Source organism: Chitinophaga sp. W2I13 (genome assembly GCF_050434005.1).
Taxonomy (GTDB): domain Bacteria; phylum Bacteroidota; class Bacteroidia; order Chitinophagales; family Chitinophagaceae; genus Chitinophaga.
In genome coordinates, this window is record NZ_JBNPWD010000001.1 from 6580233 (window position 1) to 6599024 (window position 18792).

General features: G+C 47.4%; 17 protein-coding genes. 9 read left to right on the top strand and 8 right to left on the bottom strand.

The features are described 5' to 3' along the window. Nucleotides 1-3: 3 nt before the first annotated feature. Together QFZ48_RS26960 and QFZ48_RS26965 are read left to right on the top strand one after the other, a co-directional pair. Nucleotides 4-1170 carry an efflux RND transporter periplasmic adaptor subunit gene (locus tag QFZ48_RS26960; protein ID WP_429064621.1) on the top strand — a complete coding sequence of 389 codons (1167 nt, stop codon included), beginning with the start codon at nt 4-6 and terminating at the stop codon, nt 1168-1170. A 63-nt stretch (nt 1171-1233) separates the two neighbouring features. Then, nucleotides 1234-2856, top strand: coding sequence for a hypothetical protein (locus QFZ48_RS26965; protein WP_429064622.1), 1623 nt, complete (start codon nt 1234-1236; stop codon nt 2854-2856). Between the two features lie 19 nt (nt 2857-2875). Here the strand turns inward: QFZ48_RS26965 and nfi are convergent, their stop codons facing one another. From nfi to QFZ48_RS26980, 3 genes are read right to left on the bottom strand one after another with little or no spacing between them, the layout of a single operon-like run. Beyond that, nucleotides 2876-3565: a deoxyribonuclease V gene (gene nfi / locus QFZ48_RS26970; protein WP_429064623.1), complete on the bottom strand. Its 690-nt coding sequence runs from the start codon at nt 3563-3565 to the stop codon at nt 2876-2878. A 21-nt stretch (nt 3566-3586) separates the two neighbouring features. Next, complete coding sequence (locus QFZ48_RS26975; protein ID WP_429064625.1) at nt 3587-4795, bottom strand: DUF763 domain-containing protein; 1209 nt, start codon at nt 4793-4795, stop codon at nt 3587-3589. 18 nt (nt 4796-4813) lie between these two features. Continuing rightward, entirely contained in the window at nt 4814-5548 is a 735-nt protein-coding gene (locus tag QFZ48_RS26980; RefSeq protein WP_429047999.1) for an MgtC/SapB family protein, read from the bottom strand. Nucleotides 5549-5579: 31 nt separating this feature from the next. On the opposite strand from QFZ48_RS26980, the gene QFZ48_RS26985 reads away from it, so the two are divergent. The 3 genes from QFZ48_RS26985 (at nt 5580) to QFZ48_RS26995 (ending at nt 8031) form a co-directional block, all read left to right on the top strand. Then, nucleotides 5580-5807 (top strand): hypothetical protein, encoded by a 228-nt coding sequence (locus QFZ48_RS26985; protein WP_429064627.1) that lies wholly within the window; start codon nt 5580-5582, stop codon nt 5805-5807. 73 nt (nt 5808-5880) lie between these two features. Continuing rightward, nucleotides 5881-6120: a hypothetical protein gene (locus tag QFZ48_RS26990; RefSeq protein WP_429047995.1), complete on the top strand. Its 240-nt coding sequence runs from the start codon at nt 5881-5883 to the stop codon at nt 6118-6120. A 138-nt stretch (nt 6121-6258) separates the two neighbouring features. Further along, on the top strand, nt 6259-8031 hold the full coding sequence (locus QFZ48_RS26995) for an ABC transporter ATP-binding protein (RefSeq protein ID WP_429064629.1): 1773 nt from the start codon (nt 6259-6261) through the stop codon (nt 8029-8031). A 234-nt stretch (nt 8032-8265) separates the two neighbouring features. Here QFZ48_RS26995 and QFZ48_RS27000 read toward each other — a convergent pair whose 3' ends face one another. After that, on the bottom strand, nt 8266-8739 hold the full coding sequence (locus tag QFZ48_RS27000; RefSeq protein ID WP_429064630.1) for an acyl-CoA thioesterase: 474 nt from the start codon (nt 8737-8739) through the stop codon (nt 8266-8268). A gap of 30 nt (nt 8740-8769) precedes the next feature. Beyond that, nucleotides 8770-11262 carry a TonB-dependent receptor domain-containing protein gene (locus QFZ48_RS27005; RefSeq protein ID WP_429064631.1) on the bottom strand — a complete coding sequence of 831 codons (2493 nt, stop codon included), beginning with the start codon at nt 11260-11262 and terminating at the stop codon, nt 8770-8772. 349 nt (nt 11263-11611) lie between these two features. Here QFZ48_RS27005 and QFZ48_RS27010 point away from each other — a divergent pair, with 349 nt between their 5' ends. Further along, the gene (locus tag QFZ48_RS27010; RefSeq protein ID WP_429064633.1) at nt 11612-12370 is read left to right on the top strand and encodes a DUF695 domain-containing protein; all 759 of its coding nucleotides are present in this window, start codon (nt 11612-11614) and stop codon (nt 12368-12370) included. Between the two features lie 218 nt (nt 12371-12588). Here QFZ48_RS27010 and QFZ48_RS27015 read toward each other — a convergent pair whose 3' ends face one another. Beyond that, entirely contained in the window at nt 12589-12750 is a 162-nt protein-coding gene (locus QFZ48_RS27015; RefSeq protein WP_079471907.1) for a DUF1328 domain-containing protein, read from the bottom strand. Between the two features lie 319 nt (nt 12751-13069). Between QFZ48_RS27015 and QFZ48_RS27020 the strand changes: the two genes are divergently transcribed. Genes QFZ48_RS27020 through QFZ48_RS27030 form a run of 3 tightly spaced genes read left to right on the top strand, consistent with a single transcriptional unit; the run spans nt 13070 to nt 15944 of the window. Next, nucleotides 13070-14818, top strand: coding sequence for a hypothetical protein (locus tag QFZ48_RS27020; RefSeq protein WP_429064634.1), 1749 nt, complete (start codon nt 13070-13072; stop codon nt 14816-14818). 57 nt (nt 14819-14875) lie between these two features. Further along, entirely contained in the window at nt 14876-15208 is a 333-nt protein-coding gene (locus QFZ48_RS27025) for an NAD(P)H-dependent flavin oxidoreductase (RefSeq protein WP_429064635.1), read from the top strand. Beyond that, on the top strand, nt 15165-15944 hold the full coding sequence (locus QFZ48_RS27030; RefSeq protein ID WP_429064637.1) for an NAD(P)H-dependent flavin oxidoreductase: 780 nt from the start codon (nt 15165-15167) through the stop codon (nt 15942-15944). Before QFZ48_RS27025 ends, QFZ48_RS27030 begins: the two co-directional genes overlap by 44 nt. Here the strand turns inward: QFZ48_RS27030 and QFZ48_RS27035 are convergent. Continuing rightward, nucleotides 15934-16485 carry a putative glycolipid-binding domain-containing protein gene (locus tag QFZ48_RS27035; RefSeq protein ID WP_429047986.1) on the bottom strand — a complete coding sequence of 184 codons (552 nt, stop codon included), beginning with the start codon at nt 16483-16485 and terminating at the stop codon, nt 15934-15936. The two genes, QFZ48_RS27030 and QFZ48_RS27035, sit on opposite strands and share 11 nt — an antisense overlap. Nucleotides 16486-16488: 3 nt before the next feature. Next, on the bottom strand, nt 16489-18783 hold the full coding sequence (locus QFZ48_RS27040; protein ID WP_429064638.1) for an FdhF/YdeP family oxidoreductase: 2295 nt from the start codon (nt 18781-18783) through the stop codon (nt 16489-16491). Between the last annotated feature and the right edge of the window lie 9 nt (nt 18784-18792).

Here is an 18792-nt window from a genome sequence, read left to right on the forward strand (position 1 = left end):
ATTATGCGATTATTCAAAAAACATATAGCCTTTACCGTTATCAGCAGCATTTTGCTTGTTTCCTGCGGCAATAAACAAACACCAGCTACTGCAGATGTGCATGATCATGAAGAGGAACCTGGTGTTGTAGAGCTGACTCCCGCACAATTTAAAACAGCAGGTATTACTTATGGTAAACCAGAGAACCGGCAGATCAGTGGCGCCGTGAAAGTAAATGGCTTGCTGGATGTACCGCCGCAGCAACAGGTAAGCATTTCGGTACCAATGGGTGGATTTATAAAGCAAACCAGTTTATTACAGGGAATGCCGGTGAAGCAGGGGCAGGTAATTGCTGTACTGGAAAACCTCGACTACATCCAGTTGCAACAGGATTACCTGGAAGTAAGCAGCCAGCTTGAGTATGCAACAAAGGAACACGACCGCCAGCAGGAGTTGGCCAAAGAAAATGTAAACGCCCTGAAAACGCTGCAACAAGCCAAAGCCAGCTGGCAAACCCTGCAGGCCAAAGAGAGTGGACTCAGGCAAAAACTGTCGGTGCTGAATATTAACCTCCCTGCCCTGCAAAAAGGAACCATTCAGCGTACGGTTAATATATATGCGCCTATCAGTGGCTATGTAACACAGGTGAACGTTAACCTGGGCCAGTTTGTAACGCCTGCGGATATCCTTTTCCGCATTGTGAATACGGAACATCTGCATGCGGAGCTGACGGTGTTTGAAAAAGATGTGCCCCGGTTAAAGATCGGTCAGCTGGTACGTTTCACGCTGGCTAATGAAACTAAGCCGCGTACCGCTACTGTTCACCTGATTGGCCGTGAAATCAGTCCCCAACGTACGGTAAGGGTGCATTGCCACCTGGAGGAAGAAGATACACAGTTGCTGCCAGGTACTTATCTCCAAGCCATGATTGAAACCGGCGCCGCTGCCGTAAAGGCGCTGCCTGATGCCGCCCTTGTGGATTTCGACAACAAAGCGTACGTGTTCGTAAAAAAACCGGGAACAGACAGCACCTTTCATTTCAATATGCTGGAGGTTAAAAAAGGAAACAGTGAACTGGGCTATACCGAAGTAGTTTTCCCGGAAGAGGCGCCGGACGGGGATGTGGTGATAACAGGCGCCTATGATCTGCTGGCTAAGTTGAAAAACAGCGGAGAACATGAAGGGCATTAGGCAGTGATCCGTTTTATTAATTTAAATAATTTCATATATTTGAAATTATTAATTGATGAGAAAATGAACTATTTGAGATGGTCCGTTCTTTTAGGGGCTTTACTGATCAGCAGTTTCGCCATAGCCCAGGTACCAGTCGTAACACTGGGACCGGACTTCGCCGAGCCGGGAGATGGCTGGGATAAACTGCTGCAATTAAGGAATGGTAACACGGTGTACCTGCATTTCTCCAAAAAGGACGGGCTACTGGTAAATATTTACGACACCGCCCGGGCCCTGAAAGTAGCTGATACAGTACATGCCAGTCAATGGAATGCGGCAGACCTGGAGTCTACTGAAATAGATGGCATCTTTGAAATAAACGGTCAGCCGGTACTTTTTTTACAACAACTGGTAAAATATAATCCCGTGATGTACCGTCTGATACTGGATGGTGAAACAGGGAAACTGCTCCGGGAAGATAAACTGGGAGAGCTGCCCAGCGTACAGCACCGCAGCGTATTTGTAGATGATAATCTCGCTTCTCATGATATGTATGTAGAGAAAGATGTCAACAGCGATTACTATGCTGTGGCTTTATTTTCAGGGGGGCCGGTTCAGAAAAATGACAGTGTTCGCGAACGTATCCGGGTCATGCATTTTTCACCGGGGCATGAACTAATTAACAGTGGCTTGTTTTACATGTCCGACTCTTCGTATAGCTATTTCAGTTATATCGATATGGCAGTGAAAGGAAAGGAAAAAGTGTACATGGGCACAGTGGGCTTTAACGCCAAACGAAAAGACGGCGACGCAGGAGCAAAGGTGCTCTTCTCCATGTTATCGCCCGATTCGGCTACCTTTGCACACGAGGTGCTGGATTATACTGCCGGCTTTGGAAATGTTGGTGGAGAAATCCAGGTGGCTGCTTCACAGCTGCGGATGCTGCTTTATGTGTCTCCCCAACAAAAAGACGGGTATTCCGGCATCATCATGAACACTTTCCGGGAATCTACCGGTAAGCTGAAGAAACATGTGCAGCTGTCGTTTCCGGAGCTCTCCCGTAATGTGCAGCAGAATCTCAACTACAAAGAAGAATACAAAGGCACACCACAACGGATACACCTGAACGAAGACGGAAGCAGCACGTTGTTGATGGAAAGTTTCTCGTTTTTTAAACAAGGTAACTCACAGCTGAATAAATTACACACGAATCTGGGAGATATCGGGATTGCTTTACTGGATACGGCGGGAAGGGAAAACTCCACACTGGCCGTTTCAAAATACCAGGTGATCACCGGTGTTTGTGAGCCTTTCCAGTTGCAGCGTCGCAGTAAAAGTGAGTGGGTGTTCCGCAATAAAATCGCCGCATTGAATACCAACACCTGGTTGTCGTACGACTATATCCCTTCGCCGGATGTATCGTTTGTACTTTTCAATGACTATCTCCAATACCTCGACACCGGCGGACAGGACAAAGTTCGTAAACCCCTGAAATACGCGGCAGACGCGAATTTTGTCTGCTACCGTTTTTATAAAGGAAAGATGGACCGGTTGTTTCTTTTCGGTGCGCCGGAAGTAACAAAAGGATATGCCTGTATGATGGGCGCAGCAGATTATAATGCACAAACACGCACATATGCTACGGTACTGATTTCGCGCAAGGGCCTGGAGAAAAAAGCAAATATTGCGTGGATAAAGTTTTAGTTGCAGTCTTTAGGTTTGTTCAAAGACTGGTCCATCCTTCAGAAATGACTCCCGTCCGGAATTGGTTAACCGCGTTGTGCGCCAACCTTGTTGGCTCAGGTAAACGGTAGCCTTTTATGCACTGCATAAGGGTCTCCGCACTGCCCGGAATATCTGTCAGATGGCCGGGTGACACGAAAATAGGCGCCACATTGGTTTTACTCCGCAGTACATAGCCCAGTTGTTGGCCCTGTTTATCCGTTAACGGGGTCCGGCTGCCCCTCTCCATACCAGGTTCTTCATAAATACCAAACAGCTTTTTCTTGGCGCTGCCAATGGTGGGCTGTTGTGTAAGCACTCCAAAATGACTGGCGATACCCATACGGCGCGGATGCGCAATACCATGACCATCCACCACCAGTATATCCGGTTTTACGGGCAGTTGCGCCCAGGCATCCAGCAGGGCGGGAACTTCCCGGAAGGCGAGGAAACCGGGAACATAAGGGAACAATACTTCTTTTTTTACAAGACTGTAGCCAACCGGCTTTAGCGATGGAAATTCCATCATTACAATACCAGCGTATACAGTAGTACTGAATTTATTGAAAGAAATATCTGCTCCGGCCACATAGTTTATAGGGCCGTTGTACGGTGTTATTTTTACGGAGTCACGTAATTCCTTTTGTATAACAGTGGCTTCCGGAACGGTGAGTTCATTGTAATTGATCATGGATTCCGTTATTTGATCTGCTCAGAAAAGGGTTAACTGGTCGCCGCCTTTGGGTGCAGGAGGTTTTACTGCTTTCCCGAAAACGGTTCTGCCACCATATTTCCACGAATCGCGGCGTTCCTGTTCTATCACGTTCTCAAAATTGCTGTTCGGTTCAAAATCTTTTTCAATCTGCAGGGAAAGCGCCGACAGCTTTTTGATGGCATCCTTCTTATCCGATTCCCCGATCTTAGCTTTGTGCAGCGCTTCTTTCAGGGTATGAATGGTTTCATCATAAATGCGAGTGGGCACCGGGAAAGGGTGACCATCCTTTCCGCCGTGTGCAAACGAAAAGCGGGCGGGATCCTCAAACCGGGAAGGGGTGCCATGAATCACTTCACTCACCAGTGTAAGCGATTGCAGCGTTCTTGGGCCTACGCCTTCGAGCATCAGGAGGGTTTCAAAATCCGCAGGGTTGGTATCATGCGCCAGGGCGAGCACGCTTCCCAGCCTTTTCAGGTTCACGTTTTCCGCTCTCACATCATGATGGGAGGGCATCACAAGATTACGTATTTCGGGCAGCAGGTGCACCGGTTTTTCTTTTGTAAGCTGAAGGATGCCGCTTTTGGTAGCACCGGCCTGTAAGTCGGTGAGATTGAGGATTCTGCCCTGGTTGCGCCCATAAATAAAAGTATGCGGCGCTTCTGTATACGACTGAAAGGCGGACGAATGCCAGTGGTAACGACGGGCCATACTGCTGGCATCATTCATTCCCTGTTGCACCACCGCCCATTCGCCGTCATCTGATAAAATGAAGGAATGCAGATATAGCTGGAAGCCATCCTGAACAGCGGTATTATCTACTTTGGCGGTGAGCTTGCTGCTGTACACGAGCTGGTCGCCGGGTAAGCCGGTTTTGTTGGCAATGGCGGTGAGTTCAGCAGGTGTTTGTTTACTGTAGCGGCCTTTGCCACCGCAGATATAGATACCCAGTTCAGCAGAACGGGGATTGATCGCTTTTTTCAGCGCGCCCATTACGCTGGTGGTAATTCCTGATGAATGCCAGTCCATGCCCAGCACGCAGCCCAGCGCCTGGAACCAGCAGGGATCACTGAGCCGTTTAATCACTTCTCCTTTACCGTAATCGGTTACAATAGCCTCTACAATAGCGCCGCCCAGAAGGCTCATCCGCTTGGCCAGCCAGGGCGGAACCTGGCCGTAATGTAAAGGCAGATCTGCATATGATGGCATAATACTCAATTAAAAATCTTACGATGGGTTTGCCTGTATCTCGTATTGGGAGATAAATGGGTTCGTCAGCAGGAAGTTATCAAACTGCTCCATACTTTCTTTGCTGCCCCGTACCGCGTAATTCACTTCCACAATATGTTCCTTTCTCACGACCATCATTCTTTTATGCTTCAGTTTAAAATCATGTAGGATATTTTCAACATCCATATGTGGAAATTTTTCTTCATGAAAAAAAATTGTGTAATAACGTTTAACATTTATATCCGCAATTTTTCTTTCTACAAATTCCAGTGTAACCAATACAATCAGCGCACCGGCAAGAGCTGAAGCGGCCAGCCAGTACTGGCTCATACCAACGGCCATACCAATAGCGGCAGCAATCCATATAGATGCCGCAGTAGTAATTCCATCTATCGTATAATCGCCTTTAAAAATAACGCCTGCACCAATGAAACCCACGCCGGTAAGGATATTGGAGGCTACGCGATCTGCTGAATGAGGATATCCCAACTCTGCAGATAGGATGGTGAATACAGTGCTGCTCATGCATATGAGGGTCATGGTACGCATACCAGCAGCCTTTCGTTTATACTCTCTTTCAAGACCCAGCAATGCACCCATCACCAATGCTATCAGCACTTTCAGTATCTGGTCTTCTTCTATGATATGCAATACATCTTTCATCGTCTCAAAATATATACTTACAAATGTACGTGTTGGCACAATTCTTTCCTTTATCAATTGTAACAGCATATTGAACTGTTTGCTTTAATGCCTGTTACGAATGAAATTTATCACCATAAAAAAGATCAACATGGAAGCCTTTTTCTATAAATCATGTGTAGTCCTCTGTTTAACCGGGATGCTGAGCCTTTTCCTGTTTGCCTGTAACAGTTCCAAAGAAGCCAGTCGTGAAGCCGATTCCGCTGCGGTATCTATGCCTGCGGTAGACAGTACCAGTGTTATACCCGTAGACACTACTAAAACCAAACCGGATTCAACCCAGCGGTAAGCTGTAACGCTTGTTTAGGGACAACGCTTTGTTAACTGATAAATGAATTACCTCACCCTTAAACATTCAGTTTATGAAAGTAACACACATGCTCATGCTGGCAGGTATATCGGTTGTAATGCTCGCTGCATGCGGAAACGGCAATAAATCCGGAACCGATTCAACGGTAAATACAATGGATACAGCCGGTATGATACAGCAGGACACCGTGCCTGCGGCACAAATGCCTCCCGGAGCTATTAACCCAGGGGAAGATTCTTCCCGTTTTGGGACCGGTGCCGCAGATTCATCCAAGAACAGACCACGGCCTTAGCCGCACTTATAATGCCTCTGGTATTTGTTTTTCCGGCGAGGAAAAGGCAATCCCCGGAGGCATTATAAATTTTATCCCGCTTTTTGCAATATATTTGGATACGTTTCGTCTACCTCTATTAATAAAGACTATATCCGAATGCAAAACGACACCACACCCCCGGCACCAAAGCAATCCATAAAGGTAGCCGCTCTGAAAAAAACATTCCGCCTGTTCCGTTATGTAAAACCCTACTGGCCTGAGTTTTCGTTAGGTTTTATTTTCCTCCTGGTTTCCAGTTTAGCCGGCCTGGCCTTTCCGAAATTGCTGGGCAACCTGGTAGATCCGAAAAGTAATGAATACCTGTTTAACGGTATGAACAAAGCTGGCGTATTGCTGATTGGCGTACTGATAGCACAGGCTATCTTCTCTTTTTTTCGCGTTGTATTATTCGTTAATGTAACAGAAAAAACGTTGGCCACGCTTCGTCAAACTATTTATAGTCACCTGATTCGCCTGCCGATGAAATTTTTCCTGGAAAGAAGGGTGGGAGAGCTTAGCAGCCGTATTTCCTCAGACATTTCTTTATTACAGGAAACTTTTACGACCACCCTGGCGGAATTTATCCGGCAGATCATCATCATCATTGGAGGTGTGGTTATTTTACTGGTCACCTCGCCTCATCTGACCATCTTTATGCTGGCCATATTGCCGCTGATGATGGTAGTCGCCGTGGTTTTCGGGAAATTTATCCGCCGTTTTTCCAAACAGGTGCAGGAACAGGTAGCAGCTTCCAACACAGTAGTGGAGGAAACACTGCAGGGTGTTTTGAACGTGAAGGCTTTTGCGAATGAATTTTTTGAAATTGCCCGCTACCGCCAACGCACCAATGAAGCCGCCAGGCTGGGTATGAAAAGCGGAAAATTCCGCGGCGCTTTTTCTTCCTTTATTATCATGGGTATTTTTGGTGCACTGGTAGCAGTGATCTGGAGGGGCGTTTCCATCGGGATGCCTACTTCCGACCTTCTGTCATTTGTGTTGTATTCCCTGTTTATCGGCGGTTCCATCGCGGGTTTGGCGGAAGTATATACCAATCTGCAGAAGAGCATCGGCGCTACCGAACATCTGCTGGAAATACTGGATGAACCGGCAGAAGATATCAGCCAGGTAACGGCCATTGCGCCGGAAAACCAGCTGGACGGGCAGATCAGCTTCCGCAATGTGTCTTTTCATTATCCTTCCCGCCCGGACCTTACCATTATGAACGATGTATCGTTTGATGTGTATGCCGATCAGAAAGTGGCGTTGGTAGGCCCCAGCGGTGCGGGGAAAAGCACCATCGTGTCCTTGCTGTTACGCCTGTACGATCCGGTAAACGGCAGCATCCTGTTTGACGGCAAGGAAAGCACTGCCTTTCCGCTGTCGCAGCTCCGTTCGCAAATGGCAGTAGTACCCCAGGACGTGTTCCTTTTTGGTGGTACCATCGCAGAAAATATTGCCTACGGCAAGCCCGGCGCCACACCCGAAGAAATGGAGGAAGCCGCGAAAAAGGCCAATGCATGGGAATTCATACAGCGGTTTCCGTTAGGTCTTCAAACGGTAGTAGGGGAAAGAGGCATTCAACTCTCCGGCGGACAGCGCCAACGTATTGCTATTGCTAGGGCGGTATTGAAAAACCCCCGCATCCTCATACTGGATGAAGCCACTTCCGCATTGGACTCCGAATCGGAAAAACTGGTGCAGGACGCGCTGGACAAGCTGATGGAAGGCCGCACATCAATCGTAATCGCGCACCGCCTCGCCACCGTACGCCAGGCCGACAAAATAATCGTGCTTGACAAAGGCCATATCGTAGAAGAAGGCACCCACAGCGAATTAATAGGCCTGGACGGCCTATACCGGACACTGAGCGATATGCAGTTTGCGAGCTAACCCGCGCGGATTTTGTCTTGGCTCAGGATTACGCTGATTATACTGATTACCTGGATTTTTACTTTTGGATTTTATAAAGGATTAAGGGAGATAGAAGCGGATATATTCGCTCTTATCTCCCTTAATTATTATTTAAGAAAAATCAAAAAATCTAAAAAAATCCAAAAGTAAAAATCCGGGTAATCAGTATAATCAGCGTAATCCTGAGTAAGACAAAATCCGCTGCGATCCCCGCTACATGTAGGGCCTCATTTCTTCGTCGATGTCTTTACGCAGGTCCATTAGCTTTTTGGCATAGCCTTCCATGCTGATTTCGTTGGCAGTTTGTGGCGTCCACTTGGGTACGGGTACGGTTTTGCCGTGATCATCCACTGCAGCAAAAACCATGACGCAGTGCGTGGTTTTGGATTTCTTTTGCTGACGGGGATTGCCTGCAAATACATCAATAGAAATATGCATGCTGGTATTGCCGGTATAAATGATCTTTGCATCTATTTCCACCAGGTCGCCGATGGCGATGGGTTTAAAAAAACGGATACCCCCTACATATACCGTAACGGCGTATTGCCCGCTCCAGTTGGCAGCACAGGTATAACCTGCCTGGTCAATCCACTTCATAACAGAACCGCCATGTACTTTCCCGCCGAAGTTTACGTCTGACGGCTCCGCAAGGAACCGCAGGGTGATAGTGTGATAAATAGAATCCATAAGTGTTTGTTTGCAACGACAAAATACGAATTAAAAATTATCACCTCCCCCCATTTCTCCGTTGTTGTTTTCTTTGGACTTGTTATTCTTTCTTTTAAAAAGATGCGTGTCCATTTTACCAAAGCGCCAGGTAGCATTGAGCCTCAGCTCCCGGGTGGCGCGTTTGCGGTAATTTTCCTGCTCGGAAAAGCTGGTCGTGGTATAGGTAAGATTGCGATCGGTATTGAATATATCTGCGATCCCCAGGGAAATAGACAACGCTTTATTTTTAAGCAGGTCCTTTTTAATGGCGGCATCGGCCGACCATTTGGGCTCTCTTTCGCCCTGTGGCAGGATTTGTTTGGATTCATATTCGGCGCTTACCTGTAGCGTAAGGTTCCACGGCAGTTTGGTGTTGCTGTTCAATTTACCAAACCAGGTAAGGCCCTGGTTGGAGAGATTGCTGCCATTACTGGTGGCGTCGATCTTTGTCTGCGCCAGGTTTACGTTGGTGGTCAGGTCCCATATTTCTGTGAGCTGGCTTCTCAATGTAAATTCCGCACCATATGAATTCCGGGTGCTGGCATTAATAGGATAGGAGAGCAATACGTGCTGATCCTGCCCATTCAGGTTCAGGGTAGTATCTACATAGAAATCAGTAATAGCGTTGTTGGTATTGCGGTAGTATAAAGATACCAGCAGGTTGTGTTTATGCGCAATATCTTTCAGATAAGACAATTCAAAGGAGTTCGTGAACTCCGGTTTCAGCTGCGGATTACCGGTATTGGCGCTTTGCCCGCTGTAGTCGATGGTTGGCAGGAGATCACGGAACCAGGGCCGGCGGATCCGGCGGCTATAGTTCAGTTGCAGTTCATGATCGCCTTTAAATTTCTGCGACAGGAAAATGCTAGGGAACAGGCTGATCGGATAATTGATCTTATAGGAAGATTTCTCTCCCAGTCTTGTTTCTCCGTCGTAGTTCGATTGTTCCGCCCTTAAGCCAACCTGGTAGCCGAAATTATCTTTGGCGCCGGTGTAGCTTACATAGCCCGCATTGATCTGTTCCTGGTAATGATAGCTATTAGAGAGCGCGGTATCCAGTGAGAAATCGCCGGAAGGATAATTCTGTCCATAGGTATTGGTGAAATTATCAAACTTGCGGGTGTTGCTGCGCAGCCCCATTTCTATCTTGGATTTTTCTGTCAGCGGTTTTACATAATCCACCTGCGCAGTAATATATTTAGTAGTTCCTTCTCCGCTGCCATAGCGCAATTCAGGCTTTTTAGGATCATAGATCGGTTGCCCGGAAAGATCAAAATACTGCAGGGAGTAATTGGAACTATTGTCGCCGGTAGCGTAGTTATAGGTGAAATCTGCGGTCAGCTCTTCACCTTCTTTGGCAAACGTATGCTTGTAACCCAGCTGTGTAGTGTAGTTACGGAATCCGTTTAAGGTATTGTTGATACCTGTACCATAGCGTACTTTTTGTTGCTTATCGTCCAGTTCATTCAGTATTTGATTATTGTACCGGTTAAAATTACCGCCGGTAATGTTTTCAGATACGGTGATGGTGTTACGGTTATCGATAAACCAATCGAACCCGATGCGGCCGGTCTGGAATTTCCGGTAGAAGTCACCATCTTCCAGTTGCTCTGTATACGAGGTGCTATCAGCGCCCAGGTTCTTACGGAAAAGGCGGCTGGTCATGGGAGATTTGCGGTTACGGAAATTATAATTTATGAAGAAGTTGAACTTCTCCTGGCGCAGGTTGAAGTCGATGCCGCCATTGGTGCTGCCGAGGGAGGTCACACCGGCATTTACGGCGCCATTGATCCCTGCTTTCTTATTTTTCTTCAATACAATGTTGAGGATACCGCTCATTCCTTCTGCGTCGTACTTGGCAGAAGGGTTGGTAACCACTTCGATGTTCTGGATGGCATCGGCCGGGATCTGGTCCAATGTGAGGGTAGAGGGGCGCCCGTCAATAAAGATGGTAGGAGCGCCGTTGCGCACGGTTACATTTCCGTCGATGTCTACATTCACGGAAGGCACCTGTTTCAGTACATCGGTGGCAGTACCGCCGATACTGGCCAGGTTCTTTTCTACATTAAATACTCTTTTATCAATGGCCATCGTAAAGGCCGGTTTCTCGCCTACTACATTCACGGCGGCAAGTGATTTTACATTCGCCTTCAGCTTGATGTTACCGATGTCTACACTGCTGGTTTTAGCCGACAGCACCGCTGATTTATATATGGATTCGTAACCGATGAAATTAATCTTCAGGATATATTTATTCAGTGCAATGTTTTCGAAACTGAAGTCTCCGTTGGTTTTGGAGAGCATACCTGTCTGCACGGAGGAGTCGGGACGCAGCAACGCTACAGATGCGTACTCAATAGGTTTACCGGTTTGTGCGTCCAGCAGTTTGCCGTAGATAACGCCCGTACTGGCGGGGGCGGCCTTTCCACCCGGTTGTTGCGCCACAGCAGTAATACAAAACAATAACAGCCAGCCTGTAATTAACGATACAATTTTTCTCATAATAGCTTCCAACAATTTATAGCCCTGTAAAATTACCTTTTATGAATGAAGAATTGACTGTTTTTAGGATGAAAGGTTGGTTGGAACCCTTTACAGTCCGCTGTTTCAACTACAGGATTGCACAGAGTCCCTTGTGGTAGCCGGTTACAGAAAATATGCAGAGAAAATACCACAAGTGTTAATTAGTGTTAAGCCTGGTTTGTAACCGGTGTAATTGAGTGGAGGCCAACGCATAGCATACGCTAAATTTTGTGGATAAAAAAGAGGTCAATACAAGTTTATCGTTTCCATTGTATTACAGAGCAACGTATCTTTACAGCCAGCTGTTGCGTTATTTTAATTTTTTTATATGCATAAGGATTACCGACCGGACTGGGATATTTATACGTGCCATATTGAAGAAAGTCCAGCAGTAATAGGCCTTGACCTTGATCTGAGACGATTTGCGCCATTAAAGGAAAAGCCGAATGCCATATATATAACAGTGTATCTTAACAATCCACGTGAGGACGGATTCCCGCAGAACGATGAATTTGCCGTCATGGGTGAAATTGAGGATAGTTTGGTAGAGCAACTGCAAACCAAACTGGATGCGCATTTTGTAGGCCGCACTTTTTCAAATGGCGTACGTGATTTTTACTTTTATTCAGGCACCACTTTGCTGCATGATAAATTCATTGCGGATGCAATGATTAATTTTCCTGATTACCGTTACGACTACGGCGTAAAGGAAGATAATAACTGGGAACTATATTTTGATTTTCTCTTTCCTGATGTGTACGAGTTTCAGCGCATTCAAAACAGAAAGGTACTTCGTATGTTGCGCCAGCATGGAGATGCTTCAGAAAAGGAACGTATCATTGAGCATTGGATTCACTTCAGAACAGAAGAAGATAAAATTGCTTACTGGGAACACATCAAGGAAAATGGCTTTGCGCTGGCCCGGGAAGAGAAAACAGATAATCCAGAATTCCCTTATAAATTATGTATTTCCCGCTTGGACAAAGCCAGTGAAGCCACCATCGATAATGTGGTAATGAGCCTTTGGGAACTGGCCCAGCAGGTAAATGCAGAATACGATGGCTGGGAAACCAGCATCATGAAGTAGTTGCGGATGTTGTCTGACTCAGGATTACGCTGATTATACTGATTAATTTTTTGATTTGATCATGTCTGATTTTAAAGGATTCGGGGAGGTAAAAGCGAATAAGTCGTTTTCCTCTTCCTGAATCCTGTAAAAAATCAAAAAAATAATTCAAGGAAATCAGCATAATCAACGTAATCCGGCTCCAAGACAATTTACAACCGCCGAAGGCGGTTCAGCTCCTATTTCCGCAGCAGTCCTGTCAGTAAAGAAATAGCAAATAACACCAGGAAAATGTAAAACAGAATCTTGGCGATAGATGCTGCTCCGGCGGCAATGCCTCCGAAACCAAATACTGCTGCGATAATAGCGACGATAAAAAAGATGAGTGCCCAGCGTAACATAACTAAAACTTTAAGGTGAACAATAATATCTGTAACACTTTTTCAGGTAATCCGTTCAATTTTACACAATTATCATTCCGGTAAGTACAATAATTGCAGTTGCTGCTATTTCATTTTTTTTCGATATACTTGTTACCTGCTGCTAGAATTGAGGAATTATTTCAAAATATGGCCTACACTAACTGTCTTATGCTGGCTGATTGGCCTGCATAGTCCTGTCTGTTTATACGCAGAAGGCCAACAGTCACCGCTCGCAGCGGACACTGTCCCCCATAAAAGTAGTGGCCTCTTCAAAAAAATCGGGGAATACCGCGATTCCATGCGTAACAAAGAGTACCGGCAATCGCTCATAAAACGCATTACCAAACAGGATGTTCAGGCACATTCCAATGATAACGACAGCACCATTATCAAAAGTGAGGCGTATTTTACCCCCTTTGCGGGCAAAGTGATCAGAAATATCTACTATAGGAAAGTAAAGGTTTTCGGTCCGCGCAACATCAATGATACCACTTTCACCACCAGCATGAAGCTGATCCACCTGGCCAACCGGATGCACTACGATTCCAGGGAATGGGTGATCCGGCAGTCGTTGTTCTTCCGGGAGAATCAGCCCCTGGATCCCTTTGAAATGGCCGATAACGAACGTTACCTGCGTAACCGGCCTTTTATACAGGATGCCCGTTTATATGTAAAAAATACCGACGGCGATTCAATCGATGTGGAAGTAGTTACGAAAGATCTCTTTGAATATGGCGTAGACATCTCGCAGTTCAGTGCAAAAGACATCAGGGCCAGCGTATCCAACAACGACCTGTTTGGCGCCGGGCAGGGACTCCGGGTCGGAATGCAGTGGCGCTCCGATTATTCTCCCACCTGGAACACGGAAGTAAGGTACACGAAATATAACCTCCTGGGATCTTTTATAGATGTGAGCCTGGGCTATACTACCCTGAATAACTATGCCCAGCTGGATACCAACGCCTTTGAAGGAGCGGTATTTATTAATCTCAACAAACCGTTGTACCGCAATTCCGCCAAACTGGTGGGCGGTTTTGCCCTGTCGAAGAACTGGTCCATTAATATCCGGGGTTCACTGCCCGAAAACGGCGACAGCATTTACCGCGACTATGTTTACGCAGTAATAGATGGTTGGATCGGGTATAACTTTATCAATAATTATAAACACGACGGGACCATCGGGAAGAAGCCCAACTTCGCGGTGCTGGCCAGGCACTATAATTTATCCTTTCAGCGAAAGCCGGATCAGTTGCGGTATAAAGACGATCCCGTTTATAATAACCACCGCCTTTACCTGGCAGAACTACAGGCTTACCGCATTGATTATTTTAAAGCCCACTATTTTTTCGGCTTTGGCCGCACAGAGGATATTCCCCTGGGATATAACATCAGCGCCACCAGCGGCTGGGAAAGCTGGAAGGATCGTCGGAGGATCTACACCGGTATTGAAGCGCAGAAATTCTGGACCACCAGGAACCAAGGCCTCTTTAACTCTACCATCGGGCTGAGTACTTTCTGGCTTAATAATGCCTGGGAAGATGGCGTAATACATGCCCGTCTTGAATATTACAGCAAGTTGCTGAATATCCGGAAATCACGGTTCCGGCAGTTTCTGAACGCCGACTACCTCAACAGCCCCAACCCGTTTTTTAATAAGCCGCTCAACATTAATATGGAATACGGCATCTGGGGGTATAAGAATACCATGATCAACGGCTATCAGCGCCTGAACCTGGGATCGGAAACCGTGTACTACAGCCCCCTGAAATTCCTGGGCTTCAAATTTAATTTCTTTACAGCGCTCCAGGCATCTATGATCACCAATAAAAGTGATGACCTGTTCCGCAATCCGGTTTACCTCGGACTGGGAGGCGGCTTCCGGGTACGCAATGAAAACCTCTCTTTGAACACCATCAAAGTTTCCGGCTATTATTATCCCAATGCGCCGGCCCCCATGAAAAAGCTGATGCTGGAAATTACTACCATCGTTGATTTTCGTTTTGATGTATCTGCACTGCGCGCGCCTACGGTGCTGAACTTCCGCTAAAATCATGCGGAGGAAACCCCTTCATTCCGTAAATTTATAGTACTAAACCTTTGTGTCATGGAATGGAAGAATGAACTCACCCGTATGCTGGGGATCACTTATCCGTTGATACAGGCGCCCATGCTGGGGATCACTACACCCGCCATGGTAGCTGCTGTGAGCAACAGCGGCGGAATGGGTTCCCTACCGGTTGGAGGGCTGCCTCCGGAAAAGATAACAGCGCTGATCCGGGAGGTAAAGGGATTAACACAACAACCGTTTGCCGTAAACCTCTTTGTTTATGAGCCTGCAGCGCATTACGACCGGAAAATATTTGATGATATGCAGGAGTTCCTGCAATTCCTGTATGGCGCCAACAGGCTTGCCGCTGCACCGGTGGAATTTCGATGAAGTACCTTTTTATTCCTGGAGGGACCAGCTTCCCGTTATCCTGGCAGCAGGCATAAAACATGTGAGCTTTACATTTGGCATGCCTGATGAAGCCGGATTCAGGCTGCTGAAGGAGCATCATGTGCTGCTGATGGGAACGGCCACCTCGGTGGAAGAAGCGACTGTACTCGCTTCGGCAGGCACCGATGTGGTGATCGCACAAGGCATTGAAGCCGGCGGCCACCGCGGCTCTTTCCTGTCGGGAAACCTGCCGCAAACGGGCACATTCGCGCTGGTGCCTCAGATTGCTGATCGTGTGCACGTGCCCATTATAGCAGCCGGCGGAATAATGGATGGCAGGGGAGTAGCCGCTGCAAAAATGCTGGGCGCCGCTGGCGTTCAATTGGGCAGCCTGTTCCTCAGAGCCCACGAAAGCCTTGCTACATCTGCACATAAAGCCGCATTGGCCGATATAACGGATACGGATACACTACTTACACGGGCAGTCTCCGGTCGTTGGGCAAGGGGCGTTCGTAATACATTGATCACAGAAATAGAAGCATCCGGGTTACCCATTAATGAATATCCTTACCAGGATGCGTTAACGCAGCCCATCCGTAGAGTAGCGAAGGAACTGGATAACCCTGCGTTTGTAAATATGTGGGCCGGACAGGCAGCCGGAAAGGCGCGTACCTGGAGCACGGCAGATATTTTCGCAGAGCTGGTCCGTGAAACAGCCTTGATCTTTAATAAGTGATGCGTTGGAAAATACCGGGATAATCTGTTACAATATCGTTTTCATCAAACGGTAATGCTGCTGTAAAATCTGTGGATACATTATCATACAGGTATTCCTGCTGGCCTGTGCGGGTATAACGTTGCTGCACTTTCTGCAATTCAAATTCCGGCAGGTTGATATACAGCATATCCAGCAGTTTACTTTCCTGCAACTCAAACTGCAGGCGTTTCACCGGCAGGGTATTCGTGAAAGGAGTCAGCGAAATATCAATGTCGATACAGTTATCAAATGCATCTATATGGTTATTATCTTTATCAAACCAATGCCCATGCAGGTCGGAGGTAAGCTTTAGCTCTGTTGGCGTAAGCCCTTCCTGTTTAATGTGAAAGGAAGACACCTGCCAGGATGCGGTGATCTCTATTTTATAATGAATACAAAATGGTTGCTGATCCCTTACTCCGTTGATACAACCAGTGGCGAGCCTCCCCGTTCCATTTTCCTGCAATGTAAAATATTCAGTTGCCGGCCATAATAGTGCCTGCCATATAATGGGTTGCATGCGTTAGTTTTTTATAGTCGATGATTTTATTTTAATGATCACCAGTTTTGATGTTGGCGTATTGCTTTTATCTGCTACGCTGTCTACCGGCACCAGCACATTGGTTTCCGGGAAATAGGTAGCAGTGCATTTTTCAGGTATGTGATAAGATACAATAATGAAGCCATATGCTACGCGCTCTTTACCACCGTGATAATTATAGAGATCCACCACATCGCCCGGGTGAAATCCGGCGGCGGCAATATCAGCAGGATGCATGAATATTACGCGCCGCTCATGATATACGCCACGGTAACGGTCGTCAAGCCCGTATATGGTGGTATTGAACTGATCGTGACTGCGGATGGTCATCATCATATACTCGTCGATGGCCAGCGGCGTGGTGAGTACTTCTGCTATATTGAAATTAGCTTTGCCGCTGTAGGTATTGAACTGTCCGTCGCGTGCGCCGTTGGGCAGGTAGAATCCTCCCGGATGCCTTACCCTTTTATTGTAATTATCGAAGCCCGGAATTACTTTTTCTATATCGTTGCGGATATGGTCATAGTGCCGCGTATAGTCTGTCCAGGGTACGCGCGATTTTTCGCCCAGCAAGGCCATAGCCAGTTCGCAGATAATAACAGGTTCACTTTTCAGATGAGTGGATACCGGTTGCAGGTTGCCTTTGGACATCTGAATGACGCCCATAGAATTTTCGCAGGTCACAAATTGCTGCTCGCCGTGTTGGAGGTCTTTATCGCTGCGACCGAGACAGGGCAGTATCAGGGCTTCTTTGCCGTGCACAACATGACTGCGGTTTAATTTCGTAGATACGTGAACGGTAAGGTCGCAGTTACGCAGCGCCTGCGCCGTATACAGGGTATCTGGTGTAGCCGAAAGAAAGTTGCCGCCCATCGCCATAAACACTTTGGCATCTCCGCGGTGCATGGCGTTGATGGCATTCACCACATCATAGCCGTGTGCTCTTGGCGGCTGAAATCCATATACAGCGCCAATTTTGTCGAGGAAGGTGGCGGATGGTTGCTCGTAAATGCCCATGGTCCGGTCGCCCTGCACGTTGCTGTGCCCGCGTACCGGGCAGGTGCCTGCTCCTGGTTTACCGATACTGCCTTTCAGCAGGAGGAGGTTCACCACTTCGCGGATAGTGTCTACTGCGTTTTTATGTTGGGTAAGTCCCATTGCCCAGCAGGCGATGATCTTCTTTTTATGGAACAGAGCTTGTGCGGCCTGGTGTATCAATTCCGGCGCTGCGCCGCTGTCGGCGATCAGTTGCGGGAGCGACTGCGTTTTCAGATGGTCGATATAACCATCGTAGCCGAGGGTGTTTGCGGCTATAAATTCCTGGTCAAATACGCTGCCGGGTACACGTTCTTCTTCCTGCAACAGCAGCAGCGACAAGGCTTTCAGCAGGGCCATATCTCCATTGATCTTTACCTGCAGAAAAATGTCCGTGAGATGTGTTTTAATGTTTAATACTCCCTTAACGGTTTGTGGATTCAGAAAATTCAGCAGGCCGGTTTCGGGTAAAGGGTTTACAGATATGATGGTAGCGCCGCTGGCTTTTGCCTTTTGTAAAGCCGTGAGCATGCGCGGATGGTTAGTTCCGGGATTTTGTCCCAGTATAATAAGCACTTCTGCCTCATGTATATCTTCCAGGGTAACAGATCCTTTGCCTATCCCTACTGCATCACTCAGCGCTACGCCACTGGATTCGTGGCACATATTGGAACAGTCGGGGAGGTTGTTGGTGCCGTATTCCCGGACCATCAACTGGTACAGGAAAGCCGCTTCGTTACTGGTTCTCCCCGAGGTATAAAATACAGCTTCATCCGGTGAGGGTAATTTATGAAGATGACCGGCAACGATTTTGTAGGCGTCTGCCCAGGCGATGGGTGTATAATGTGTGGCGCCGGGCGCGAGGTACATGGGTTGGGCTATCCTTCCTTTTTTGCCTATTTCGTAATCCGTTAATTCACCGAGTTCCACGATGCTGTGCTGTGCAAAGAAGTCCGGCAGCAGCTTTTTGGTAGTAGCTTCTTCGGCAACAGCTTTGGCGCCGTTCTCGCAATATTCTGCGATGCCGGATCTTTCGTCATCCGGATCAGGCCATGCGCAGCCCGGGCAGTCGAATCCATCTTTCTGGTTAAGCTCCAGCAGGGCTTTCATTCCGCGGAAGGCATTCATTTCCTCCAGGATGTGCCGCATACTGGACACTACTGCAGGGATGCCTGCGGCTACTTGTTTGGGAGGTCCTAGTCTGATACCGGTGAACCGCACCGGGTTTTCTGCACTATCCATAAAGGTGAA